The following is a 25,112-nucleotide window of genomic DNA, read 5'->3' on the forward strand; positions in this document are numbered from 1 at the left end:
TATGTTTTAAGGCAATTTGAGTGCCATGGCACAGTTCTTAATTGATTGCCTGATTGATATATAACCTAGCGGTATTTATGCAATTACATAAATACCGATCGGCTATATAGAGAGTTATAACGGATTCAGGAGCGGGGAGCGTAAGCGAACACGTCGGCACGCATTTGATGGGCGTCCATCCCGGCTTCGACCAATGCGTCCAGCGTGCCGTAGACCATGGCCGGCGAGCCGCTGGCATAGACGTGCAGCGGTTTCAGGTCAGGGAAGTCTTCACAGACTGCCTCGTGCAGCATGCCGCAGCGCCCTTCCCAACCGCATTGATCACTGACGACTTTGTGCAGGAACAGATTGGGTAATTTCAGCCACTCGTCCCAGTGTTCGATCTCATAGAAGTCTTCCGGACGGCGCACGCCCCAGTACAGATGCACGGGATGTTTGAAGCCGTTGGCGCGGCAGTGCTCGATCAAGGCGTGAATCTGGCCCATGCCGGTACCAGCGGCAACCAACACCAGCGGCCCGTCGGGCAGCTCGGCCAGATGCGTATCGCCGAACGGCAGCTCGACCCGCACCATCGCGTTGCGTTGCAGCTGTTCGATCAGGCTCAGTGCACTGGCTTCGCGCGCCAGCACGTGGATTTCCAGATCACGTCCGCCGTGCGGCGCAGAGGCCATGGAAAACGCTGACTTCTCACCGTTCTCGCGCTCGATCATCAAGTACTGCCCGGCGTGATAGCGCGGTGGCTTGCCGGCCGGAGCGCGCAGGCGCACGCGCCAGGTGTCGCCACCCACATCGCGGCATTCGATGACCTGACACGACAGGCTGCGCACCGGCAGTTCTCCCAGCGCGAGCACGCCATCCCACAGCAGGATGCAGTCTTCCAGCGGCTCGGCTATGCAAGTGTAGAACTCGCCGTGGTCGTGCACCTTGCCGTCCTGCGCGACACTACCTTCAACCAGCAGCGCCGCACACACATGACAATTGCCGTTGCGGCAGCTTTGCGGGCATTCGTAGCCCAAGCGCCGCGCGCCGTCGAGAATCCGCTCACCGGGCTGTATCTCAAGCACTGCTCCGGAGGGCTGCAGGGTTACACGCATCAATCTATTCCTAACTGATTCCAGATGGCATCGATCCGTTGGGTGACGGCGTCGTCCTTGACGATCACGCGGCCCCACTCGCGAGTGGTTTCGCCCGGCCACTTGTGGGTGGCATCGAGGCCCATTTTCGAGCCCAGGCCAGAGATCGGCGAGGCGAAGTCGAGGTAGTCGATCGGCGTGTTATCGATCATCACCGTGTCGCGCTTGGGGTCCATGCGCGTGGTGATGGCCCAGATCACGTCGTTCCAGTCGCGGGCGTTGATATCGTCGTCGGTGACGATAACGAACTTGGTGTACATGAACTGTCGCAAAAACGACCAGACACCGAGCATCACGCGCTTGGCATGCCCTGGATACGACTTCTTCATGGTCACGATGGCCATGCGGTACGAACAGCCTTCAGGCGGCAGGTAGAAGTCGGTGATTTCCGGGAACTGCTTCTGCAGGATCGGCACGAACACTTCGTTCAGCGCCACACCGAGAATCGCCGGCTCATCCGGCGGACGGCCAGTGTAGGTGCTGTGATAGATCGGTTTGATCCGGTGGGTTATGCGCTCTACGGTGAACACCGGGAAGCTGTCGACTTCATTGTAGTAACCGGTGTGATCGCCGTACGGGCCTTCATCGGCCATTTCGCCGGGGTGGATCACGCCTTCAAGGATGATTTCGGCGGTGGCCGGCACTTGCAGGTCATTGCCGCGGCACTTGACCAGTTCGGTGCGGTTACCGCGCAAGAGGCCCGCGAAAGCGTATTCGGAGAGACTGTCCGGCACTGGCGTCACAGCGCCGAGGATGGTCGCCGGATCCGCGCCAAGGGCCACGGACACCGGGAACGGCTGACCCGGGTGCTTCTCGCACCACTCACGGAAGTCGAGGGCGCCGCCACGGTGGCTGAGCCAACGCATGATCACCTTGTTGCGGCCGATCACTTGCTGACGGTAGATGCCGAGGTTCTGGCGTTCCTTGTTCGGGCCTTTGGTGACGGTCAGGCCCCAGGTGATCAGCGGGCCGACGTCGCCGGGCCAGCAGGTCTGCACGGGCAGCATCGCGAGGTCGACGTCGTCGCCCTCGATGACCACTTCCTGGCACACCGCGTCTTTGACGACTTTCGGCGCCATCGAAATGATCTTGCGGAAGATCGGCAGCTTCGACCACGCGTCTTTCAAGCCCTTCGGCGGCTCGGGTTCCTTGAGGAACGCCAACAGCTTGCCGATTTCGCGCAGCTCGCTGACCGACTCGGCGCCCATGCCCATGGCCACCCGCTCGGGGGTTCCGAACAGGTTGCCGAGCACCGGGATGTCGTAGCCCGTCGGCTTTTCGAACAGCAGCGCCGGGCCCTTGGCCCGCAGCGTGCGGTCGCACACCTCGGTCATTTCCAGCACCGGGGAGACGGGAATCTGGATGCGTTTCAACTCTCCGCGCTGCTCAAGCTGCTGCACGAAATCCCGAAGATCCTTGAATTTCATTGACGATGGCACCCTCAAAATAGGCGTACATCCTACCTGCTCTGACGGGCAAACAGCAGCCCGTCAGAGCCTGGCATCAATCAATTGTCGCTGGTGCCCAGCATCAATGGCGCAAACAACGGGCTCAGTCTGGCGCTGCCAACGTCCGAAAGATGATCGGCATCCTTGTACTGCGAGTGGCCGTCGACATCGATGGCGCACAAGCCGTCCTTGCACATCAGCGGCGTCGGATCGATGACATGAATGCCGGAATCAGCGGCGCTCATCGAACCGAACAACGAAGTGAAAAACTGCTGGCGAGCCAAGTGCTCGTTGAGCGGGCGACCGAGACCGTCTGCCGAACGGCCGATGCGCGCCAGACTGGTCAGACGGTCGATGAAGCTCTTGTGTTGCAGTGGCACTTCCTTGAACAGCCAGACTTGCACGCCCGCTTCACGCAGCTCGGCCACTTGCGCCTTGAGGGCGACGGCCATGCGCTGCTCTGCCTGGCGTGGGTTGTCCTTGCGATCAAGCAGGAACTGTAGATCGCCATCGCCGTCTTCACGACCATAAACGTACAGGCTCCAGTTTGCCGCCAACACCACGTCCTTGATCCCCAGACTCGTGACGCGGTCCATGTTGCGCTGGTTGAAGTCTTTGCACTGAGGGCGCAAGTGGTCATCGATGATCGGCGGGCACCCGGTCAAACTGTACAACCACACCGGCTGCACGTTGCGCCCGGCATTGCCTTCGATGGCCGGCAACAATGCAGCGGCGTGACTGTCGCCCCAGAACATTTTTGTCGCCGTAATATGTTGATCACCGCCCACAAGGCAGGATTTGGTCAACGCCTTATCGGTGCTCAAGTGCATGCAATTCGACTGCCCGGCGTTCCACTCACGCGATTGCGCATATTCCAGCGCCTTGCCGGTCAGACGCTGCGGAACACCGTCTGCCGAGCGAATCGCCGAGCCGGTGATCGCCAGAACCGTGATCGACACCAGACCGCCGACCAATACCGAATTACGGCTGGCAAACACACGCTTCTCACGAAACGGCAGCTCGATGTATCGCAGGCTCAGCCAGGCCAGCGCCAACGCCAGGGCCATCCAGCCAATTGCCTCCAACGGCTGGATGCCATCGATGGAAATCGCGTTGGCATACACGTAAACCGGCCAATGCCACAGGTACAGCGAATAGGACAGCAGGCCGATCCACACCAGAACCGGGATACTCAACAACCGGCCGGCCCACGTTGGGCCCTGTGCGCCTGACCAGATCAACGCCGTCGTACCCAATACCGGCAACAGCGCCGCCCAGCCCGGGAACACGGTGGTTTTGTCGTAGGTAAACACGGCAAACAGCACCGCCGCCAACCCTGCCAGGCCAACGGACTCACGCAGCCACGGCCGCGCGACATGTTTGGGCACGGGTATGACCGCCAGCATGGCCCCGCAGAGCAGTTCCCACGCGCGGGTCGGCAGGGCGAAAAAAGCAAATTCCGGCCGGCGTTCGATGTAGACAATGTTCAAACCGAACGACACCAGCAGCACAGCGAACAACATCCAGCGCCAATGACGGACGTAGCGCATCATCAGCACCATCATCAGCGGGAAGAAGATGTAGTACTGCTCCTCCACCGCCAGCGACCAGGTATGCAGCAACGGCTTGAGCTCCGAGGCGGGCTCGAAGTAACCGTCTTCGCGCATGAACAGGATGTTGGAAATGAACAGCGACTGGTAACGAATCGTCCGTCCCAGCTCAGCCAGATCTTTGGCCGTCAGCAACAGCCAGCCCAATGCCAGCGTCACTACAACAACCACGGTCAATGCCGGCAGGATGCGCCGGGCGCGACGCCCCCAGAAGTCGAGGAAACTGAAGCGCTGGGCGCTGATTTCACGGAACAGGATTGAGGTAATCAGAAAGCCGGAAATGACGAAGAACACATCAACGCCGACAAAACCGCCGCTGAATGTATTGAATCCGAAATGAAACAGTACGACGGGAATAACCGCCAGTGCCCGTAATCCGTCGATATCACGGCGATTGCCAAACGTGTGCATAACCTTTCTTATCCTTGTAGGTACAAACCGCTCCAGACAAGGACAGTAGCGCGTTACGAAAGTTATTTGTTACGGACACAAAAAAAACGCCCCCTTTCGGGAGCGTTCTTTTTTACAGCGTGTGTATTACTTGCGCTTCATCGACAAGAAGAACTCGTCGTTGGTCTTGGTCGTCTTCAGCTTGTCGACCAGGAACTCGATGGCAGCCACTTCATCCATCGGGTGCAGCAGCTTGCGCAGGATCCACATACGCTGCAGTTCGTCGTCGGCAGTCAGCAACTCTTCGCGGCGGGTGCCGGAGCGGTTGATGTTGATCGCAGGGAACACACGCTTCTCGGCGATCTTGCGATCCAGAGGCAGTTCCATGTTGCCGGTACCCTTGAACTCTTCGTAGATCACTTCGTCCATCTTCGAGCCGGTTTCAACCAGCGCGGTGGCGATAATGGTCAGCGAGCCGCCTTCTTCGATGTTACGCGCAGCACCGAAGAAACGCTTTGGCTTCTCGAGGGCGTGGGCATCGACACCACCGGTCAATACCTTGCCGGAGCTCGGGATCACGGTGTTGTAGGCACGGGCCAGACGGGTGATGGAGTCAAGCAGGATCACCACGTCTTTCTTGTGTTCAACAAGGCGCTTGGCCTTCTCGATCACCATTTCGGCAACCTGCACGTGACGGGTCGGCGGCTCGTCGAAGGTCGAGGCAACCACTTCGCCGCGCACGGTGCGCTGCATTTCGGTCACTTCTTCCGGACGTTCGTCGATCAGCAGCACGATCAGGTGAACTTCAGGGTTGTTACGGGCGATGTTCGCTGCGATGTTCTGCAGCATGATCGTTTTACCGGCTTTCGGCGGTGCAACGATCAGACCGCGCTGGCCTTTGCCGATCGGGGCGCACAGGTCGATTACACGACCGGTCAAGTCTTCGGTGGAACCGTTACCGGCTTCCATCTTCATGCGCACGGTCGGGAACAGCGGGGTCAGGTTCTCGAAGAGAATCTTGTTTTTCGCGTTCTCGGGACGATCGAAGTTGATCGTGTCGACCTTGAGCAGGGCGAAATACCGCTCGCCTTCCTTCGGAGGGCGGATCTTGCCAACGATGGTGTCACCGGTGCGCAAGTTGAAGCGGCGGATCTGGCTCGGCGAGACGTAGATATCGTCCGGGCCGGCCAGGTAGGAAGCGTCAGCGGAGCGCAGGAAGCCGAAGCCGTCCTGGAGAATCTCCAGCACGCCATCACCGGAGATTTCCTCGCCGCTTTTCGCGTGCTTTTTCAGCAGGGAGAAAATCACGTCCTGCTTGCGCGAACGGGCCATATTTTCTATGCCCATCTGTTCGGCCAATTCGAGCAGTTCGGTAATCGGCTTTTGCTTGAGTTCAGTCAGATTCATATAGGAATGACGTAATCATTTATGGAGGGGGGGAAATTAAGCTTTTGGCTTAATGAGGCCGCGCCGCGGAGAAGGCGACAGGATCGCGAACTAATTCGAAAAGGAGTGCGTCGGCGACGGCTAGCAGGGGGCAATGGAGAAACCAGTGCGGGGCCGAATGTACCACCTGAGTTTCGGAGCGTCTAGCCCTGAATATGCAAAAAGCCCCGCTAATTGCGGGGCTTTTTTTCAGGCACTTTACTGCGACGCTTAGATGTTGGCGTCGAGGAAAGCCGCCAGTTGCGACTTCGACAACGCGCCGACTTTGGTCGCTTCAACGTTGCCGTTCTTGAACAGCATCAGCGTCGGGATACCACGCACGCCGTGCTTGGCCGGGGTTTCCTGGTTCTCGTCGATGTTCAGTTTGGCAACGGTCAGCTTGCCTTTGTAAGTCTCGGCAATCTCGTCCAGAACCGGAGCGATCATTTTGCAAGGACCGCACCATTCAGCCCAGTAATCGACCAGGACAGCGCCTTCGGCCTTGAGTACGTCGGCTTCGAAGCTAGCGTCGCTAACGTGTTTGATAAGATCGCTGCTCATGGAATTCTCCAGGTTGTAAGCAAAAAAACGTGGCCCATCATAGCCGCCCTTCCCCTGTTCAGGAAGCCGCAGTTGATTGAGTCTTGCTATGGCACTCGATGAGTTTGGGTATAGCTCAAGTCACGCCGTGGCGGGGGCAATGAAGGAAATTCCGGTGCGCAGGGCGGCGTTGCGCACGTGTTCCTGCATGGCTTTTTGCGCCGCACCCGACGCCCGGCGCGCGAGGGCGCGGAGGATCTTGCGGTGTTCCTGCCAGGTTTCCATGGCGCGCTCGGCACGGATGAACGGTAGTTTCTGGCTTTCCAGGAACATTTCAGCGCTGGCCGTAAGGATGCTCAGCATCGCCTGATTGCCGCTGGCCAGGAGGATCCGTCGGTGAAATTCGAAGTCGAGTTTCGCCGCCGCCTCAAAGTCGCCGGCCTTCAACTGATCGCGCATGGCCGCGACATTGTCTTCCAGCGCATCCAGATCGAACGTGCTCAAGGTCACCGCCGCCAGCCCCGCCGCAAAACCTTCCAGCGCATAGCGCAACTGAAAGATATCCAATGGCGACGCCTGCGCCGCGAACGACCAGCCCGGTGCGTTTTCGCCGCGCGACAACTCCACTGGCGACTGCACGAACACGCCTTTGCCCGGCTGAATACTGACCACGCCCAACGCACTCAACGATGACAGCGCCTCACGCAAAGACGCCCGACTGACACCCAGTTGCAGCGCCAGATCCCGCTGCGACGGCAAAGCATCGCCCGCACCGAAACCCTGCTCGGTGATCAGTTTGCGGATCGCTTGCAGCGCCACTTCGGGTACCGCACGGGAAATCGAGTTCATGGTTTTCAGACGCGCCAGGCCAATGTGCGGCTAGTTGTAAAGCTATTCGGCGAGTCCGGCAAGTCGTGCCCCAGCAGGGTTCGGCGAACCTGGCAGATGCGCCATGGCAGTGCGAAAAACAACCTGACTGTTCAGACCAGTAAGACCGAACAAAGCCGCTGAAACTGCGGCCTGCCGGGATAAAAGGCACGTCTTGGCACGGCCCATGCTCTGTCCGATCGCAGAAATCACTTCCCGCCGATCCGGAGATTGTTCATGACCAAGCGTTACAGCGCCCTCCTCGCCGCCCTGTTTTCCAGTCTGCTGCTCAGCCAGGCCCCTGCTCACGCCGACGGTCTCGACGACGTGGTCAAACGCGGCACGCTGAAAGTCGCCGTGCCCCAGGATTTCCCGCCGTTCGGCTCGGTCGGCCCGGACATGAAGCCTCGCGGTCTGGACATCGACACGGCAAAACTGCTGGCCGACCAGCTCAAGGTCAAACTCGAACTGACCCCGGTCAACAGCACCAACCGCATCCCGTTCCTGACCACCGGCAAGGTCGATCTGGTGATTTCCAGCCTCGGCAAAAACCCTGAGCGCGAGAAAGTCATCGACTTCTCCCGCGCCTACGCTCCGTTCTACCTCGCCGTGTTCGGCCCGCCAGACGCCGCCATCGCCAGCCTCGACGACCTCAAGGGCAAGACCATCAGCGTCACCCGTGGCGCCATCGAAGACATCGAATTGACCAAAGTCGCCCCCGAAGGCGTGACCATCAAGCGCTTCGAAGACAACAACTCGACCATCGCCGCTTACCTCGCCGGCCAGGTCGACCTGATCGCCAGCGGCAACGTAGTGATGGTCGCGATCAGCGAAAAGAACCCGAAGCGCGTGCCGGCGCTGAAAGTGAAGCTCAAGGACTCGCCGGTTTACGTCGGCGTGAACAAGAACGAAGCGGCGCTGCTGGCCAAGGTCAACGACATCCTGACCACCGCCAAGGCTGACGGCGCACTGGAAAAGAATTCGCAGACCTGGCTGAAAGAGCCGCTGCCGGCCGATCTCTGATCGACTGCGCGGGAGACCTTCATGGCTTATCAGTTCGATTTCATGCCGGTGGTGGAAAACACCGACCTGCTGCTGCGCGGGGCGCTGTTCACCCTTGAGCTGACAGCCATCGGTGCGTTGCTCGGGGTCGGCGTCGGGATTGTCGGGGCGTTGGTGCGGGCGTGGAACATCCGCCCGTTCTCGGCGATCTTCGGCGTCTACGTCGAGTTGATCCGCAATACGCCGTTTCTGGTGCAGTTGTTCTTCATCTTCTTCGGCCTGCCGTCGCTGGGCGTGCAGATTTCCGAGTGGCAGGCGGCGGTGCTGGCGATGGTGATCAACCTCGGTGCCTATTCGACCGAGATCATCCGCGCCGGCATTCAGGCGATTCCGCGCGGGCAACTGGAAGCCGCAGCGGCATTGGCGATGACGCGCTTCGAGGCGTTCCGCCATGTGGTGCTGCTGCCGGCACTGGGCAAGGTCTGGCCGGCGCTGAGCAGCCAGATCATCATTGTCATGCTCGGCTCGGCGGTGTGTTCGCAGATCGCTACCGAAGAATTGAGCTTCGCTGCCAACTTCATTCAGTCGCGCAACTTCCGCGCTTTTGAAACCTACGCGCTGACCACGCTGATCTACCTTTGCATGGCGTTGCTGATTCGCCAGCTACTCAATTGGATCGGTCGGCGCTACATCAGCAGGAGCCGCGCATGAGCGATTTCACCTTCTGGGACATCCTGCGCAACCTGCTCGTCGGCCTGCAATGGACGCTGGCGTTGTCGCTGGTGGCGTTTATTGGCGGCGGCCTCGTCGGGTTGCTGATCCTGATCATGCGCATCTCGAAAAATCCTCTGTCGAGCAACATCGCCCGTACCTGGATCGAACTGTTCCAGGGCACGCCGCTGCTGATGCAGCTGTTTCTGGTGTTCTTCGGCGTGGCCCTGGCCGGGATCGAAATCTCGCCGTGGATGGCCGCGGCGATTGCCCTGACCTTGTTTACCAGCGCCTATCTGGCGGAGATCTGGCGCGGTTGCGTCGAATCGATTTCCAACGGCCAGTGGGAAGCCTCGGCAAGTCTGGCGCTCAATCCGCTGGAGCAACTGCGCTACGTGATCCTGCCGCAAGCGCTGCGCATCGCCGTGGCGCCGACCGTGGGTTTCTCGGTGCAAGTGGTCAAAGGCACCGCCGTCACCTCGATCATCGGTTTCACCGAGCTGACCAAGACCGGCGGCATGCTCGCCAACGCCACGTTTGAACCGTTCATGGTCTACGGCCTCGTCGCCCTCGGCTACTTCCTGCTCTGCTACCCCTTGTCCCTCAGTGCGCGCTACCTGGAAAGGAGACTGCATGCCTCTGCTTAGAATTTCCGCCCTGCATAAATACTACGGCGATCACCACGTGCTCAAAGGCATCGACCTCAGCGTCGAGGAAGGCCAGGTCGTGGCAATCATCGGCCGCAGCGGCTCGGGCAAATCCACCCTGCTGCGCACGCTTAATGGTCTGGAATCGATCAACGACGGCGTGATCGAAGTCGACGGCGAGTATCTCGACGCCGCGCGCGCCGACCTGCGCAGCCTGCGACAGAAGGTCGGCATGGTGTTTCAGCAGTTCAACCTGTTCCCGCACCTGACCGTGGGCGAAAACGTCATGCTCGCGCCGCAGGTGGTGCAGAAAGTGCCGAAAGCCAAGGCAGCGGAACTGGCGCGAGAGATGCTGGAACGGGTTGGCCTCGGGGAAAAATTCGATGCCTTCCCGGATCGGCTTTCCGGCGGCCAGCAGCAGCGCGTAGCGATTGCCCGGGCACTGGCGATGTCGCCGAAAGTGTTGCTCTGCGACGAGATCACCTCGGCGCTCGACCCGGAACTGGTCAATGAAGTGCTCAGCGTCGTGCGGCAACTGGCCAAGGAAGGCATGACACTGATCATGGTCACCCACGAAATGCGTTTTGCCCGCGAGGTCGGCGACAAACTGGTGTTCATGCACCACGGCAAGGTGCATGAGGTGGGGGATCCGAAGGTGTTGTTTGCCAATCCGCAGACGGCGGAGCTGGCGAACTTTATTGGCACAGTTGAAGCAACAGCCTGAATCTGCCTTATCCTGATCGTTCCCACGCTCCGCGTGGGAATACAGCCAGGGACGCTCCGCGTCCCAAAAGCGGACGCAGAGCGTCCGGTGAGGCATTCCCACGCAGAGCGTGGGAACGATCAGGTTCGGGGTGCGCACTCCGGCGGTTTGAACCGTGCGCGTTGGCGCCAGCGTTTGATCGTGGCACGATGTCGAGGTTATCGACCGAGACCCCCTGACCATGCCGCAATCCCAAGCCAAGAATCTGTCCCTGATCGCCGCAATCGACCTGGGCTCGAACAGCTTTCACATGGTCGTGGCCAAGGCCCAGAACGGCGAAATCCGCATTCTCGAGCGCCTTGGCGAGAAGGTTCAACTGGCCGCGGGCATCGACGATGAGCGCAAGCTCAACGAAGAATCGATGCAGCGCGGCCTCGATTGCCTCAAGCGCTTTGCCCAACTGATCAACGGTATGCCGCTCGGCGCCGTGCGCATCGTTGGCACCAACGCTTTGCGTGAAGCGCGCAACCGCCTCGAATTCATCCACCGCGCCGAAGAAATCCTCGGCCACCCGGTGGAAGTCATCTCCGGTCGTGAAGAAGCGCGCCTGATCTATCTGGGCGTGTCGCACACCCTCGCCGACACCCCGGGCAAACGCCTGGTTGCCGACATCGGCGGCGGCAGCACCGAGTTCATCATCGGCCAGCGCTTTGAGCCGCTGCTGCGCGAAAGCCTGCAGATGGGCTGCGTCAGCTTCACCCAGCGCTACTTCAAGGACGGCAAGATCACCCCGGCCCGCTACGCCCAGGCGTACACCGCGGCGCGGCTGGAGATCATGAGCATCGAACACGCCCTGCACCGCCTGACCTGGGATGAAGCCATCGGCTCCTCGGGCACCATCCGCGCCATCGGCCTGGCGCTGAAGGCCGGCGGCCATGGCACTGGCGAAGTGAATGCCGAAGGTCTGGCCTGGTTGAAGCGTCGGCTGTTCAAGCTCGGCGACGTCGACAAGATCGACTTTGAAGGCATCAAACCGGATCGCCGGACCATTTTCCCGGCGGGCCTGGCGATTCTCGAAGCGATTTTCGACGCCCTCGAACTGCAACGCATGGATCACTGCGACGGCGCGCTGCGTGAAGGCGTGCTCTACGACCTGCTCGGCCGCCATCATCATGAAGACGTGCGCGAACGTACGTTAACTTCGCTGATGGAGCGCTATCACGTCGATCTGGAGCAGGCGGCGCGTGTGGAACGCAAAGCTTTGCACGCGTTTGATCAGGTGGCGGTGGACTGGGAACTGGATGACGGCATCTGGCGCGAACTCCTCGGTTGGGCAGCGAAAGTGCACGAAGTCGGCCTCGATATCGCGCACTATCACTACCACAAGCACGGCGCCTACCTGATCGAGCACTCGGACCTTGCCGGCTTCTCCCGCGAAGACCAACAGATGCTCGCGCTATTGGTGCGCGGCCACCGCCGCAACATTCCCAAGGACAAGTTTGCCGATTTTGGCGACGACGGCGACAAGCTGATTCGCCTGTGCGTATTGCTGCGCTTTGCGATCCTGTTCCACCATATTCGTGGCACCCAAGCGATGCCGCAGGTGGTGCTGCACGCCAAGGGCAACACCCTGGATGTGGAATTCCCGGAGAACTGGCTGGATGAGAATCAGCTGACTCAGGCGGATTTCGGGCTTGAGGCGGATTGGCTGACGCGGGTGGGCATCGTCCTCACCGTTCACTGAGTTGAATCTCCGGTGCAAAAAAGGCGATCCTTCTGGATCGCCTTTTTTATAGGGTTCGACTTGAGAGCGGAGGTGAACCTTCCCCTCACCCCAGCCCTCTCCCGAGGGAGAGGGAGCCGATTTGGGGGCTTTTCAAATCCTGAGTTCGACTCGATTTCTCAGGTCGGAGCATAGCGTAAGACACCTCGGTCAGTCCCCTCTCCCTCCGGGAGAGGGCTAGGGTGAGGGGCTTTTGACCTTCAAGGCTTTAGCTGCTCACCGGCAAGATCGGGCTGCCCAACCGCTCCAGCAACGTCGCCTGCGCACTGCGCGGGTTCTGGTTGCCGGTCGGCGTGTTGCGGATGTAACGACCATCCGACTGCAAGCTCCAGCTGTGGGTATTGTCGGTCAGGTACAGCTCCAGCTCTTTCTTCACGCGAGTCAGCAGTTTTTTGCCTTCGACCGGGAAGCAGGTCTCGACGCGCTTGTCGAGGTTGCGCTCCATCCAGTCGGCGCTGGAGAGGAACATCTGCTCGTCGCCGCCATTGAGGAAGTAGAACACCCGGGTGTGCTCAAGGAAGCGGCCGATGATCGAGCGCACATGGATATTGTGCGATACCCCGGCAATCCCCGGACGCAGACAGCACATGCCGCGCACCACCAGGTCGATACGCACACCGGACTGGCTGGCCTTGTACAGCGCGCGAATGATCTTCGGATCGGTCAGCGAGTTGAACTTGGCAATGATGTGCGCCGGCTTGCCTTCAACAGCGAACTGGGTCTCGCGGGCAATCATGTCGAGCATGCCCTTCTTCAGGGTAAACGGCGCATGCAGCAGCTTCTTCATGCGCAGGGTTTTACCCATGCCGATCAGCTGGCTGAACAGTTTGCCGACGTCTTCGCACAAAGCGTCGTCGGAGGTCAGCAGGCTGTAGTCGGTGTACAGCTTGGCGTTGCCGGCGTGGTAGTTACCGGTGCCGAGGTGCGCGTAGCGGACGATTTCGCCGGCTTCGCGACGCAGGATCAGCATCATCTTGGCGTGGGTCTTGAAGCCAACCACACCGTAAATCACCACCGCACCGGCCGCTTGCAGACGGCTGGCCAGTTGCAGGTTGGATTCTTCGTCAAAGCGCGCACGCAATTCGATGACCGCCGTCACCTCCTTGCCGTTACGCGCGGCATCGACCAGCGCATCAACGATCTCGGAGTTGGCGCCGGAACGGTACAGCGTCTGGCGCACAGCGAGAACGTGCGGGTCTTTCGCCGCCTGACGCAGCAGGTCGACCACCGGGGTGAATGACTCGAACGGGTGCAGCAGCAGAATGTCCTGCTTGCTGACCACGCTGAAAATGTTTTCGCTGTTCTGCAGCAGTTTCGGGATCTGCGGGGTGAACGGCGTGTATTGCAGCTCCGGATGGCTGTCCAGACCGGTGATGCTGAACAGCCGCGTCAGGTTGACCGGGCCGTTGACCTGATACAGCTCGCTCTCGCTCAGGTTGAACTGCTTGAGCAGGTAATCCGAGAGGTGTTTCGGGCAAGTGTCAGCGACTTCCAGACGCACCGCATCACCGTAACGACGCGAGAACAACTCGCCACGCAGGGCGCGGGCCAGGTCTTCGACGTCTTCGGAGTCGAGCGCCAGGTCGGCGTTTCGGGTCAGACGGAACTGGTAGCAGCCCTTTACCTTCATGCCCTGGAACAGGTCATCGGCGTGGGCGTGGATCATCGACGAGAGGAATACATAGTTGTCGCCGGGGCCGCCGACTTCTTCCGGCACCTTGATGATCCGTGGCAGCAAGCGCGGCGCCGGGATGATCGCCAGACCGGAATCGCGACCGAAGGCGTCGATACCTTCCAGCTCGACGATGAAGTTCAGGCTCTTGTTCACCAGCAACGGGAACGGGTGCGTCGGGTCGAGGCCGATCGGGGTGATGATCGGTGCGATCTCGTCGCGGAAATAGCGGCGCACCCAGGTTTTGATCTTGACCGTCCAGTTGCGGCGACGGATGAAGCGCACCTGATGCTTTTCCAGCTCCGGCAACAGAATGTCATTGAGGATCGCGTACTGACGGTCAACATGACCGTGGACCAGCTCGCTGATCCGTGCCAGCGCTTGATGCGGCTGCAGACCATCGGCACCGGCCTGTTCACGGGCGAAGGTGATCTGTTTCTTCAGGCCGGCGACGCGGATTTCAAAGAATTCATCGAGGTTGCTGGAGAAGATCAGCAGGAACTTCAAGCGTTCCAGCAACGGATAGGACTCGTCCAGCGCCTGTTCCAGCACGCGGATATTGAATTGCAGTTGCGAGAGCTCGCGGTGGATGTACAGGCTGCTGTCATCCAGGCCCGGAATGGTAATCGCCGGCACCGCCGCCGCAGGTTCGGCCACCGGCGCGGGTGGCGCAGGCTCCAGTTCCGGCGGGGTCTCGGTGATTTGCTCGACCACCGGTTGAGCTTCTTTTACTGCAACTTCCGTGAGTCCTTCGGTATTCATTGAATGTTCCTGGGAGGGCTATTTCTGCTCTCGTAACAATTGAGCGGCGCGGACAGCAAAGTAAGTCAGGATGCCATCAGCGCCGGCACGTTTAAAGGCGGTCAGTGATTCGAGAATCACCGCCTCGCTCAACCAGCCATTCTGGATCGCCGCCATGTGCATGGCGTATTCGCCGCTAACCTGGTAGACGAAGGTCGGCACTTTGAAGGCATCTTTTACCCGGAAAAGAATGTCCAGGTAGGGCATGCCCGGTTTGACCATGACCATGTCCGCGCCTTCAGACAAGTCCGCACCCACTTCGTGCAGCGCTTCGTCGCTGTTGGCCGGATCCATCTGATAAGAGGCTTTGTTGGCCTTGCCGAGGTTCGACGCCGAACCGACCGCATCACGGAACGGGCCGTAATAGGCGCTGGCGTACTTGGCCGAGTAGGCCATGATCCGCACGTTGACGTGACCGGCGATTTCCAGCGCTTCGCGAATCGCCTGAATGCGACCGTCCATCATGTCCGACGGCGCGACAACCTGAGCGCCGGCTTCGGCATGGGACAAGGCCTGACGGACCAGTGCGTCGACAGTGATGTCGTTCTGCACGTAGCCCGCTTCATCGAGTATGCCGTCCTGGCCGTGGGTGGTGAACGGGTCAAGCGCGACGTCGGTAATGACACCCAGTTCCGGGAAACGCTCACGCAGCGCGCGGGTGGCGCGCTGGGCGATGCCTTCGGGGTTCCAGGCTTCAGCGGCGTCGAGGGATTTCAGTTCAGGAGGGGTGACCGGGAACAGCGCCAGCGCCGGAATCCCCAGCTCGACCCATTTGCCCGCTTCTTCGAGCAGCAGATCGATCGTCAGCCGCTCTACCCCGGGCATCGAGGCCACGGCTTCGCGGCGATTTTCACCGTCGAGCACGAACACCGGCAGGATCAGGTCATCGACCGTCAGCACATTTTCCCGCACCAGCCGACGCGAAAAATCATCACGACGATTGCGGCGCAGGCGCGTGGCAGGGAACAGACGGTTGGCTGGGGTAAAGCTCACGGCGGACTCCTGAGCCCGCGCAAACGGGCGAGCGTGACAGTTATAGACGGCCATTATGACGAACAGATGACAGTTGTGTGAGGCCCGTGACATGTAGCCGCATTCCATTCTCAGTGTAGGAATTGTTCACGTCGAGACACATTTGGACACTTTCATGAATGTGTCCGAAGGGTTAGGCTGCGCGTTCATTTCGCCAGCACCCAGACAATGCTCCAACAATTTCTGCATGACTTTGGCTACTTTGCCTTGTTCCTCGGCACGTTTTTCGAAGGCGAAACCATTCTGGTTCTCGCGGGCTTCCTCGCGTTCCGTGGATACATGGACATCAATATGGTGGTGGTCGTGGCGTTCTTCGGCAGCTATGCCGGCGATCAGCTGTGGTACTTCCTCGGCCGCAAGCACGGGCGCAAGTTACTCGCGCGCAAACCGCGCTGGCAGATGATGGGCGATCGCGCGCTGGAGCATATTCGCAAGCATCCGGACATCTGGGTGCTGAGCTTCCGTTTCGTTTATGGCTTGCGCACGGTGATGCCGGTGGCGATCGGCCTGTCGGGTTATCCGCCGGGACGTTATCTGCTGCTTAACGGCATTGGCGCTGCGATCTGGGCGACGGCGCTGGCCGCTGCGGCTTACCACTTCGGTGCGGTGCTGGAAGGCATCCTCGGCAGCATCAAGAAGTACGAGCTATGGGTATTGGGCGCGTTGCTGGTGCTCGGCGTTGGTCTGTGGCTGCGCCGCCGCTTCAAGAATGCGCGATTGGCCAAGCAGGTTTACGCCGACGAGCAAGCCGCGAAAGCGGCACTGCTGAATCAAGCCGAAGCGTCCAAACCTGCCGAACCGAAGACGCCAGCCGAGTAACTCGCTGGCGACTGGCTACAGCCCGCCGGCACTGAGCGGGCTGGCCGACGCTTTCAGTCAGATACGTCACTTTTGTCCTCGCTGCTCTGGCGCATTCAAGTTCGCCAGCGGCGTTCTCACGCCGGAAATCTCCCGCTTGTTACGCAGCAGGCAACCGCAATTAATGAACACCCCGCCGTTGTTGCGATCCATGTAGAAAGCGTTCCATGCAGGTGCAGCCACCACTTCAGCCTATGGCAACGCGCGACAATTTAGTGGACATTTAGCGCCATGAATCTGGAGAGAAACCCATGAGCAAAAAAGTTGCAGTGATCCTGTCCGGCAGTGGCGTGTACGACGGCGCCGAGATCCATGAAAGTGTCATCACCCTGCTGCGCCTCGACCAACGCGGCGCGCAGGTGCAGTGCTTCGCCCCGAACATCGCGCAATTGCATGTGATCAATCACCTGACCGGCGAAGAAATGCCCGAGTCGCGCAACGTCCTGGTGGAATCGGCGCGCATTGCACGTGGCAACATCAAGGACATCCGCGAAGCCGACGTCGACGACTTCGATGCGCTGATCGTGCCGGGTGGGTTTGGTGCGGCGAAGAACCTTTCGAACTTTGCCGTTGAAGGCGCAGGCTGCACTGTGCAGCCTGAGGTGCTGGCCTTGGCCGAGGCGTTCGCCGAAGCCGGCAAACCCGTTGGCCTCATGTGCATTTCCCCGGCGCTGGCGGCGAAGATCTATGGCCCAGGCGTGACTTGTACCATCGGCAACGACGCCGACACGGCCACGGCAATGAACAAGATGGGCGCCACCCACGAAGACTGCGCGGTGACGGAAATCATCGAAGACAAGGCGCGCAAACTGGTGACAACCCCGGCTTACATGCTGGCGCAGAACATCAGTGAAGCGGCGTCGGGGATCAACAAACTGGTCGATCGCGTGCTCGAACTGACCCACGAAAACGACGCCTGATCCCCCCGTATGATCGTTCCCACGCGGAGCGTTGGAACGATCATCATAAGACTCAGGGTTTGCGGGTCAGGCGTGTGAGGATCCGGTCCAGCGCATTGGCAAACGCCTGCTTCTCGCGATCGCCAAACGGTGCGGGCCCGCCGCTCATCTGGCCTTGCTCGCGCAGATCGGTGAACAGGTTGCGCACGGCCAGGCGCTCGCCCATGTTCTGCGCATCAAACTCTTTGCCGCGCGGATCCAGCGCCGCGACGCCCTTTTTCACCAAGCGATCAGCCAATGGAATATCGCTGCAGATCACCAGTTCACCCGGCACCGCGTGCTCAACCAGATAATCGTCCGCCGCATCCGGGCCGCTCGGCACCACGATCAGCTTGACGATGGCCAGCCCCGGCTTGATCTGCGGCTGCCCGGCCACCAGCACCACTTCGTACTGACGCTTGAGGGCGAACTTCACCACCAGATCCTTCGCCGCCCGTGGACAGGCGTCGGCATCGATCCATACACGCATTTTCTTTACCTCTAAAAGCAAAAGATCGCAGCCTTCGGCAACTCCTACAGAGTGCGCGTCGCGCCGCAATATTGCGACATGCTACGCCCCTGTAGGAGCTGCCGAAGGCTGCGATCTTTTAAGGGAGCACTCAATCAAGCAGCCGAAACCCGTCGCTTCTCCGCCATCCAACTGCGCCCGTACAACACCACAATCGCCAGAATCGCCACCGCCTGCGCCGTCAACGAATAGGCATCGGCATGAATCCCCAGCCAATCGAATTCAAAGAACGCCACCGGCCGCGTGCCGAAGATCCCGGCTTCCTGCAACGCCTTCACGCCATGCCCGGCAAACACCACCGACAGCGCACACAGCAGCGCCGCGTTGATGCTGAAGAACAGCGTCAGCGGCAGTTTCGCCGAACCGCGCAGGATCACCCACGCCAGACCCACCAACAGCACCAGTGCGGTTGCACCACCCGCGAGCACCGCGTCATGCCCGGCCGGGCCGGCCTGCAACCACAGGGTTTCATAGAACAGGATCACTTCGAACAACTCACGATAAACCGAGAAGAACGCCAGAATCGCGAAGCCGAAACGCCCGCCACCGCCGACCAGACTGCTCTTGATGTAATCCTGCCAGGCCGCTGCGTGGCGACGGTCATGCATCCACACGCCGAGCCACAAGACCATGACACTGGCGAACAGCGCCGTCGCGCCCTCAAGCAACTCACGCTGAGAACCGCTGACATCGATCACATACGCCGCCAGCGCCCAGGTGCCGAGGCCGGCCAGCAGCGCCAGGCCCCAACCGACGTTGACGCTGCGCACCGCCGATTGCTGACCGGTGTTGCGCAGGAAGGCGAGGATCGCCGCCAGCACCAGAATCGCTTCCAGACCTTCGCGCAGCAGAATCAGTAAACCGGAGATGTAGCTCAGGGACCAGCTCAGACCATCGCTGCCAAGCAGGCCGGCAGACTCTTTCAACTTGGCCTTGGCCGCCTCCAGACGCTGCTCGGCCTGCTCGACCGGCAAACCGTCCTGCAACGATTGCCGATACGCCATCAACGATTTTTCAGTGTCCTTGCGCACGTTGGCGTCGACGTTATCCAGCGAACTCTCGACCAGCTCGAAGCCTTCCAGATAGGCCGCGACCGACAGGTCGTAAGCCTGATCGTGTTCACCGGCGCGGTACGCGGCAAGACTCTTGTCCAGCGTTGCGGCGGTGTAGTCGAGCAACTGCGCCGGGCCACGCTTGACCTGCGGCGGCTGCGCGCGCTGCGCACGGAACGTCGCCGCCGCTTGTGGGCCTTCGGCAGCCTGTACTTCGGCCGGGGTCTGGCGAGCCAGATCGGCAATGTTGTAGGTCTTCTCAGACTTGGCCGCCGCCGGATCGGCGCTGAAGCCGGCGATGTAAGTCGCCAGATCCCAGCGCTGCCGATCGTCAAGCTGATCGGCAAACGCCGGCATGTCGGTACCTTCGACGCCTTGGCCGAGGGTGTTGTAGATCGCATACAGGCTCAGGTGATCCAACCGCGCCGCATCACGCAGATTGGCTGGCGCCGGGCTCATGCCGAGCCCCGCCGGGCCGTCACCGGCGCCGCTGTCACCGTGGCACACCGAGCAATTCTGCGCATAGAGCGGCGCACCACGGCTTGGGTCCGGGGTGATGATCGGTGCCTGACTGACTTCATACGCCACCGCCAGTTGCGCGCCCAACTGCCGCGCCTGACGGGCCACTTCAGCGCCATCCTGTTTCGCGGTGATCGCTGCCTTCAATGCGCTGACACCTTGCTCCAACGGAGCTTTTTCAGGCTTGGCCGGCATACCGGAGATCAAGCCTTGCAGCGCCCGTGTGAACTCCAGTTGCTCGCGGTATTCGGAGTCATCGACAACCTTGCCCGCCGCTACCGTCGGCGGGTAATCCGCGCTGATGTAATCGAGCAGGTGCAGCGCTTGCGGCGCGCCTTCCACGGTATCGGCCAGCAGATTGAAGCTGCTCAGGGCAAACAACGGGAACACCAGCCAGGCCAGGAAACGGGACGAGGCAGTCATGAAGAATTCTCAAATGGAAATGCGAAGTTACATATTGTTCACTTCGAACGCATTTCCCTCAAGCTTTGTCGGCATTCAGCGCAACGCCGCTGCGTGCAGCGAGCTGATTGATCGGCTTTGAAGCGTCATCCATGGCACCCCGGCAGCTGCAAAGCGCCCGTATAATGCGCCATCATTTCGCCCTCTCCGTTCAAGGAAGAACCCGCTAATGCGCCACTGTTTGTTGCCGTCCCTGCTGATCGCCACCCTTGTGCAACTCAGTGGTTGCGCCGCTTACCGTGATTACGACATGGAACTGCAACAAACCACGCAACAGCTCAAGGCCGGCAATATCGACGCCTCACTGGCCTTGATCGAGGCGCACAACCCGGATGAAGAGAAGGATTTGCTCTATTACTTCGAGAAGGGTGCGGTGCTGAGCGCTGGCGGTGAGTTCCCGCAGAGCCAGGTTGCCTGGCGCAGCGCCGAGCAAATGGTCATACAGCGCCAGGACACCATTGAAACCACGGGCGACAAACTGCTCGCCGCCATGGGCAATCACTGGGGCAGCATCATCAATGACAAGCTGCGCCGCTACGATGGCTACGACTACGAAAAAGTCATGCTGACCACGCAAATGGCCCTCAACCAACTGGCCATGAATGACTTTGACGGTGCTCGCGCCGACATCAAGAAAACCCACGAGCGCGAAGCGCTTATCGCCCGGCAGCGGGAACTGGAATACGAGCGTGTCGAGGAAGCAGCGAAGGCCAGCGGCGCCCGCGTCCATTACAAGGATCTGCAAGGCTACCCGGTGGTCATGCTGGAATCACCCGCCGTCACTGCCTTGAAAAACGGCTACCAAAGCGCGTTCAGTCACTATCTCGCCGGGTTCACCTACGAAGCACTCGGCGAGAAAGACCTGGCAGCGCCCGGCTATCGTCAGGCGATCGAGCTGCGCCCGGACATGGCGTTTTTCCAACAGGCCTTGCGCGACCTCGACAGCCCTGGACTGAAGGCAGACGAAAGCGATGTGCTGATCATCGTGCAGAGCGGCCTGGCGCCGGCCCGCAGTTCCGTGCGCGTGCCCTACCCGGTGAAGCTCGCGGACGGGCAAGTCATCGTTGCCAATGTTTCGTTTCCCGTGATGATCCCTGACACCTCAACCCCGGCGTTCAATCAAGTGGCTATTGATGGTCGACAGAAAAAGCTGATCGCGGTCAACAGCATTACCGACATGTCTTTGCGCACCCTGCGTGACGACATGCCGGGCATTATCCAGCGCACAACCTATCGGGCATTTCTGGCGGCCGATGTTCAGGCCACGGACAATCGACGCGATCCGAGCAAAGCCTCCTACGTCACTCACTGGGACGGTTTCGAGCAGGCCGACACCCGCACCTGGCGCACCCTGCCTAACCTTACTCAGGTTGTGCGCCTGCGTTTGAAAAAAGGTGACCACCTGATCAGCCTGCCCAACGCGCCCGGGGTTGCGCCACTGAAGATCCGCATCGACCAGAACCGCCAGGTCATCGGCCTGCGTGCCTTGGGTGATCGGGTGTTTGCCAATGGCAGCGCATTCCAGTCGGATGTGGCGCCGGCAAAGAGCGTGGTATCCAACCTGAAATAAGTAATGGCACCAAACTAACAAGTGCGATTAAAAAGCTATTACATAGCCATCACCACCCGCTTATAATGCCGCGCCCTCGCTATCGCGAAACGGCATTAAAGCTCCTCTGGTTATGAGGAATTGGCAGGAGGCCAGCGCCACTGTCGATGGGTCACACCAGCCCGACCAGCATCCGCGGCTGTATTACTCCAGGGAAGAAGTACCCCCATGGCATTCCGCGCCCCCACTCTGATCGCGCTCAGCGCCGTCACTCTGCTGTCCGGCTGTTCGGCGTTTCGCAACTACGACTCCGAACTGGCCCAGACCAATCAGCAACTGGCCTCCGGCAACGTCGACGCCGCACTGACCCTGCTGGAAAAGAACAACACCGGCCCGGACAAAGACCTGCTTTATTACTTCGAGAAAGGTGAGTTGCTGCGCGCCAAGGGCGACCTGTCCGGCAGCCAGAATGCCTGGACCAGCGCCGATCAAGTGGTGGGCAAGTGGGAAGACTCGGTCAAACTCGACACCGACAAGTACCTGGCTCAATTCGGCAGTTTCCTGGTCAACGACAAAGTGCGTCGCTACGAAGGCTATGACTACGAAAAAGTCATGCTGACCACGCAGATGGCCCTGAACCTGCTGGCGATCAACGATTTCGACGGCGCGCGCACCGCCATCAAGAAGACTCACGAACGTGAGGCAGTGATCGCCGAACTGCGCGACAAGGAATACCTCAAGAGCGAGGAAGAGGCCGAGAAAGAAGGCATCAAGACTCAGTACAAAGACTTGCAGGGTTATCCGGTCGCCAGCCTCGACGCACCGGAAGTAGTCGGTCTGAAGAACAGCTACCAGAGTGCGTTCAGCCATTACCTGTCCGGTTTCGTCTACGAAGCTTTGGGCGAAAAAGGCCTGGCTGCACCGGGCTATCGCAAGGCCGCCGAGCTGCGCCCGAACACGCCGCTGCTGGAGCAGGCGCTGGTTAATCTCGACAAGCCGAACAAGTCCGACGACAGCGACATCCTGATCGTGGTGCAAAGCGGTCTGGCGCCGGCCCGCGATTCGATCCGCGTACCGTTGCCATTGCCGATCTCCAACAACGTGGTGATCACGCCGCTGTCGTTCCCGATCATCAAGCCTGACACTTCCACCGCGACGTTCGCGCAGATCGGCGTTGATGGTCAGCAAGTCGATCTGACCGCGCTCAACAGCACCACTGCCATGTCCCGCCGCGCCCTGCGTGACGACATGCCGGGGATCATTCTGCGCACCACCGTGCGGGCGATCACCAAAGGCGTGGCGCAAAAGCAGATCAATGAAACCAACCCGCTGGCCGGTCTCGCCGTGGGTATCTCTTCAGCTGTGCTCGAAGGTGCCGATACCCGTACATGGCGCACCCTGCCGGACAACACCCAAGTGGTACGTCTGCGTCTGAAAAAGGGTGAGCACCAGGTCAGTCTGCCGAGCGCCGTCGGCGGTTCGCTGGTCAAGGTCACCGTCGATCAGCGTTATCAGGTGATCACCCTGCGCGCCGTGGGCAACCAGGTGTTCGCCGGTGGCCTCGCCGCACACGTCATCCCGAGCGCCGGCGCGACCAACGTCGCCAGCCTCAAACAACCTTAAGAACGGAGTCTTTGCATGCGCTTCAAACTCATCGCCGTCGCCGCCCTCGCCTTGCTGGCGAGCGGCTGCGCCACCCCGCCACCGCCAGAGCCGGGCAGCGCCGCGAGCAAAGTCGTGGCCATGGGTCCGCAGAAACACATCGTCGTCGGCGCCATGCGCGTCGCCCGCGAAAACGGCTTCATGACGGTCAATGTGCAGTTGAGCAACACCCTCAACAGCAACAAGATTTTCTACTACCGCTTCGCCTGGCTCGGCGCGGAAGGTTTCCCGATTGCCGAAGAAGAAGTGTGGAAAAGCCAAATGATGTACGGCGCCCAGACCAGCTTCATTCAGGGAATTGCCCCGACCCCGAAAGCCATGGACTTCCGTCTGGAAATCAAGACGCCGTAAGCCTGTCACCCAATTCCTGTTTTAGAGAGCACTCCCATGTTTGCACGCTTTTCCTGCATCGCCGTTATCGCCCTGCTGGCCTCCGGTTGCGCCAACACTTCGCCGACCCTGGGCAGCAAGAACATCAGCTACGGCGACACCAAAGCGGTTGAAACCGTAACCAACGAATTCGGTTCGACCGACCTGCAAATGATCGCCGAATCGATGACCCGCTCGCTGGCCCAGTCCGGCATTCTGCAGGGTCGTCCGGTGGTTCAGGTCTACGACGTGAAGAACAAGACCAGCGAGTACATCGACACCCGCGAAATCACCACCAGCATCAAGACTCAGCTGATGAAGACCGGTGTTGCGCGTTTCGCCAGCGACAATAACGCCATGCAAAGCCAGGTTGATCAGCTCAAGCTGCAAAACCAGAGCGGCCTGTACAAGAAGAGCACCGTGGCCAAGACCGGCAACATGGTTGCCGCCAAGTACCGCATCGAAGGCTCGATCAGCTCGATCGTCAAGCGCAGCAGCGACTACAAGGACGTCTTCTACAAATTCAGCCTGCAACTGATCGACGTTGAAAGCGGTCTGGCCGAGTGGATGGACGAAAAAGAGATCCGCAAAACCACGGAGCGTTAATTGATGCGCGCATGGATTGGCATGATGGCCCTGGCTTGCGCGTTCAGCGTGCAAGCGGCCCCGAAAGTCGCGGTGACGGATCTGGCCTATCAGGAACGTGTGGAGCAATACATCCACATCGTTTCGGCCCAGAGCAATCACCGCGAGGGTTACTACAGCTCCAGTGGCTCTTCGAGCTACAACGAGATTGAAGCAACGACCAGCTACATCGAACAGACCGAGCTGCGTAAATTCACCGGCGACATCAAGGGTGAAATCCTGCGCACCGGTATGTTCCAGCTGGTGCAAGGCACGCCGTACACCGCGTCGTCCAAGGGTGATGTCTTTGATGTGATCAAGCGCATCAAGGCCGGTAACTTCAAGGGCGCCGACTACGTGTTGTTCGGCACCGTGTCCGATATCGACTTCACTCAGGACATCAACGAGCTGGCGAACACCGACAGCTATTCGGCGGTGCTGGGCCTGACGTTGGTGGCGGACTTCAGCCTGATCAACACCAAGACCTTCGAAATCACCTCGGCCTTCACGGCGATGGGTGAAGCGCAGGACACCAAACTGGTGAACCATCGCGACATCAAGATCTCACTGAACCGCCCACGAGTGGTGCGTGACGTGTCCAAGGCCTTGGGCGAAGACGTGGCCGGGCAACTGAGCATGCAGCTCGGTGGCAGCGGTTACGAGCAGCCGCGCGAAGCACCGCAGCGCAACAATCTGCCGCGTGATACCGCGCCGGTGATCTTGCGCTGATGACTGGCTCCTGATCATTCCCATGCTCCGCGTGGGAATGCATCCCGGGACGCTCTG

At 60.1% G+C, this 25,112-nt stretch carries 23 protein-coding genes; 12 read left to right on the forward strand and 11 right to left on the reverse strand.

Going from position 1 to position 25,112, the window contains the following annotated elements; translation table 11 throughout:
- Nucleotides 1–125: 125 nt before the first annotated feature.
- The 6 genes from CCX46_RS29280 to CCX46_RS29305 all read right to left on the reverse strand — a co-directional run bounded on the left by CCX46_RS29280 (nucleotide 126) and on the right by CCX46_RS29305 (nucleotide 7,395).
- Nucleotides 126–1,094, reverse strand: a complete 969-nt coding sequence (locus CCX46_RS29280) for a CDP-6-deoxy-delta-3,4-glucoseen reductase (protein ID WP_034151997.1) — start codon at nucleotides 1,092–1,094, stop codon at nucleotides 126–128.
- A complete protein-coding gene (gene ubiD / locus CCX46_RS29285) occupies nucleotides 1,094–2,560 on the reverse strand; it encodes a 4-hydroxy-3-polyprenylbenzoate decarboxylase (protein ID WP_008081413.1) in 1,467 nt (488 codons plus the stop codon). The genes CCX46_RS29280 and ubiD overlap by 1 nt, the downstream gene beginning before the upstream one ends.
- An 80-nt stretch (nucleotides 2,561–2,640) precedes the next feature.
- Nucleotides 2,641–4,602: an acyltransferase family protein gene (locus CCX46_RS29290; protein ID WP_127930182.1), complete on the reverse strand. Its 1,962-nt coding sequence runs from the start codon at nucleotides 4,600–4,602 to the stop codon at nucleotides 2,641–2,643.
- 126 nt (nucleotides 4,603–4,728) lie between these two features.
- Nucleotides 4,729–5,988, reverse strand: coding sequence for a transcription termination factor Rho (gene rho / locus CCX46_RS29295; protein WP_003229334.1), 1,260 nt, complete (start codon nucleotides 5,986–5,988; stop codon nucleotides 4,729–4,731).
- Nucleotides 5,989–6,237: 249 nt separating this feature from the next.
- The gene (trxA, locus tag CCX46_RS29300; RefSeq protein ID WP_003206727.1) at nucleotides 6,238–6,567 is read right to left on the reverse strand and encodes a thioredoxin TrxA; all 330 of its coding nucleotides are present in this window, start codon (nucleotides 6,565–6,567) and stop codon (nucleotides 6,238–6,240) included.
- A gap of 120 nt (nucleotides 6,568–6,687) precedes the next feature.
- On the reverse strand, nucleotides 6,688–7,395 hold the full coding sequence (locus CCX46_RS29305) for a FadR/GntR family transcriptional regulator (RefSeq protein ID WP_127930183.1): 708 nt from the start codon (nucleotides 7,393–7,395) through the stop codon (nucleotides 6,688–6,690).
- Between the two features lie 255 nt (nucleotides 7,396–7,650).
- Here CCX46_RS29305 and CCX46_RS29310 point away from each other — a divergent pair, with 255 nt between their 5' ends.
- The 5 genes from CCX46_RS29310 (at nucleotide 7,651) to ppx (ending at nucleotide 12,220) form a co-directional block, all read left to right on the forward strand.
- Nucleotides 7,651–8,436 (forward strand): transporter substrate-binding domain-containing protein, encoded by a 786-nt coding sequence (locus tag CCX46_RS29310; RefSeq protein ID WP_007911166.1) that lies wholly within the window; start codon nucleotides 7,651–7,653, stop codon nucleotides 8,434–8,436.
- A 21-nt stretch (nucleotides 8,437–8,457) separates the two neighbouring features.
- Nucleotides 8,458–9,126, forward strand: coding sequence for an amino acid ABC transporter permease (locus tag CCX46_RS29315; protein WP_007911165.1), 669 nt, complete (start codon nucleotides 8,458–8,460; stop codon nucleotides 9,124–9,126).
- Nucleotides 9,123–9,773 carry an amino acid ABC transporter permease gene (locus CCX46_RS29320; protein ID WP_110718085.1) on the forward strand — a complete coding sequence of 217 codons (651 nt, stop codon included), beginning with the start codon at nucleotides 9,123–9,125 and terminating at the stop codon, nucleotides 9,771–9,773. Before CCX46_RS29315 ends, CCX46_RS29320 begins: the two co-directional genes overlap by 4 nt.
- A complete protein-coding gene (locus CCX46_RS29325) occupies nucleotides 9,760–10,497 on the forward strand; it encodes an amino acid ABC transporter ATP-binding protein (protein ID WP_007911148.1) in 738 nt (245 codons plus the stop codon). Before CCX46_RS29320 ends, CCX46_RS29325 begins: the two co-directional genes overlap by 14 nt.
- A gap of 220 nt (nucleotides 10,498–10,717) precedes the next feature.
- Nucleotides 10,718–12,220: an exopolyphosphatase gene (gene ppx, locus CCX46_RS29330; RefSeq protein WP_016985904.1), complete on the forward strand. Its 1,503-nt coding sequence runs from the start codon at nucleotides 10,718–10,720 to the stop codon at nucleotides 12,218–12,220.
- Nucleotides 12,221–12,467: 247 nt separating this feature from the next.
- Here the strand turns inward: ppx and ppk1 are convergent, their stop codons facing one another.
- A complete protein-coding gene (gene ppk1 / locus CCX46_RS29335) occupies nucleotides 12,468–14,693 on the reverse strand; it encodes a polyphosphate kinase 1 (protein ID WP_127930184.1) in 2,226 nt (741 codons plus the stop codon).
- A gap of 18 nt (nucleotides 14,694–14,711) precedes the next feature.
- Nucleotides 14,712–15,725 carry a porphobilinogen synthase gene (gene hemB, locus CCX46_RS29340; RefSeq protein WP_127930185.1) on the reverse strand — a complete coding sequence of 338 codons (1,014 nt, stop codon included), beginning with the start codon at nucleotides 15,723–15,725 and terminating at the stop codon, nucleotides 14,712–14,714.
- A 207-nt stretch (nucleotides 15,726–15,932) separates the two neighbouring features.
- Between hemB and CCX46_RS29345 the strand changes: the two genes are divergently transcribed.
- Nucleotides 15,933–16,583 carry a DedA family protein gene (locus CCX46_RS29345; RefSeq protein ID WP_127930186.1) on the forward strand — a complete coding sequence of 217 codons (651 nt, stop codon included), beginning with the start codon at nucleotides 15,933–15,935 and terminating at the stop codon, nucleotides 16,581–16,583.
- A 66-nt stretch (nucleotides 16,584–16,649) separates the two neighbouring features.
- On the opposite strand, the gene CCX46_RS31035 is transcribed toward CCX46_RS29345, so the two are convergent.
- Nucleotides 16,650–16,775, reverse strand: coding sequence for a hypothetical protein (locus CCX46_RS31035; RefSeq protein WP_263596559.1), 126 nt, complete (start codon nucleotides 16,773–16,775; stop codon nucleotides 16,650–16,652).
- Nucleotides 16,776–16,873: 98 nt separating this feature from the next.
- Between CCX46_RS31035 and elbB the strand changes: the two genes are divergently transcribed.
- Complete coding sequence (gene elbB, locus CCX46_RS29350; RefSeq protein WP_016985900.1) at nucleotides 16,874–17,542, forward strand: isoprenoid biosynthesis glyoxalase ElbB; 669 nt, start codon at nucleotides 16,874–16,876, stop codon at nucleotides 17,540–17,542.
- Nucleotides 17,543–17,594: 52 nt separating this feature from the next.
- On the opposite strand, the gene CCX46_RS29355 is transcribed toward elbB, so the two are convergent.
- Together CCX46_RS29355 and CCX46_RS29360 are read right to left on the reverse strand one after the other, a co-directional pair.
- A complete protein-coding gene (locus tag CCX46_RS29355; protein WP_127930187.1) occupies nucleotides 17,595–18,050 on the reverse strand; it encodes a YaiI/YqxD family protein in 456 nt (151 codons plus the stop codon).
- A 134-nt stretch (nucleotides 18,051–18,184) separates the two neighbouring features.
- Nucleotides 18,185–20,083 (reverse strand): FTR1 family protein, encoded by a 1,899-nt coding sequence (locus tag CCX46_RS29360; RefSeq protein WP_127930188.1) that lies wholly within the window; start codon nucleotides 20,081–20,083, stop codon nucleotides 18,185–18,187.
- A 208-nt stretch (nucleotides 20,084–20,291) separates the two neighbouring features.
- Here CCX46_RS29360 and CCX46_RS29365 point away from each other — a divergent pair, with 208 nt between their 5' ends.
- The 5 genes from CCX46_RS29365 (at nucleotide 20,292) to CCX46_RS29385 (ending at nucleotide 25,055) form a co-directional block, all read left to right on the forward strand.
- Nucleotides 20,292–21,692 carry a COG3014 family protein gene (locus CCX46_RS29365; protein WP_127930189.1) on the forward strand — a complete coding sequence of 467 codons (1,401 nt, stop codon included), beginning with the start codon at nucleotides 20,292–20,294 and terminating at the stop codon, nucleotides 21,690–21,692.
- A 207-nt stretch (nucleotides 21,693–21,899) separates the two neighbouring features.
- Nucleotides 21,900–23,294: a COG3014 family protein gene (locus CCX46_RS29370; protein WP_127930190.1), complete on the forward strand. Its 1,395-nt coding sequence runs from the start codon at nucleotides 21,900–21,902 to the stop codon at nucleotides 23,292–23,294.
- Between the two features lie 15 nt (nucleotides 23,295–23,309).
- Entirely contained in the window at nucleotides 23,310–23,684 is a 375-nt protein-coding gene (locus CCX46_RS29375) for a YcfL family protein (RefSeq protein WP_127930191.1), read from the forward strand.
- Nucleotides 23,685–23,720: 36 nt separating this feature from the next.
- Nucleotides 23,721–24,308, forward strand: coding sequence for a penicillin-binding protein activator LpoB (lpoB, locus tag CCX46_RS29380; protein ID WP_016772610.1), 588 nt, complete (start codon nucleotides 23,721–23,723; stop codon nucleotides 24,306–24,308).
- Between the two features lie 3 nt (nucleotides 24,309–24,311).
- Nucleotides 24,312–25,055, forward strand: a complete 744-nt coding sequence (locus tag CCX46_RS29385) for a penicillin-binding protein activator LpoB (RefSeq protein ID WP_127930192.1) — start codon at nucleotides 24,312–24,314, stop codon at nucleotides 25,053–25,055.
- The last annotated feature ends 57 nt before the right edge of the window (nucleotides 25,056–25,112 follow it).

The sequence above is a fragment of the Pseudomonas sp. RU47 genome, assembly GCF_004011755.1.
GTDB lineage: Bacteria > Pseudomonadota > Gammaproteobacteria > Pseudomonadales > Pseudomonadaceae > Aquipseudomonas.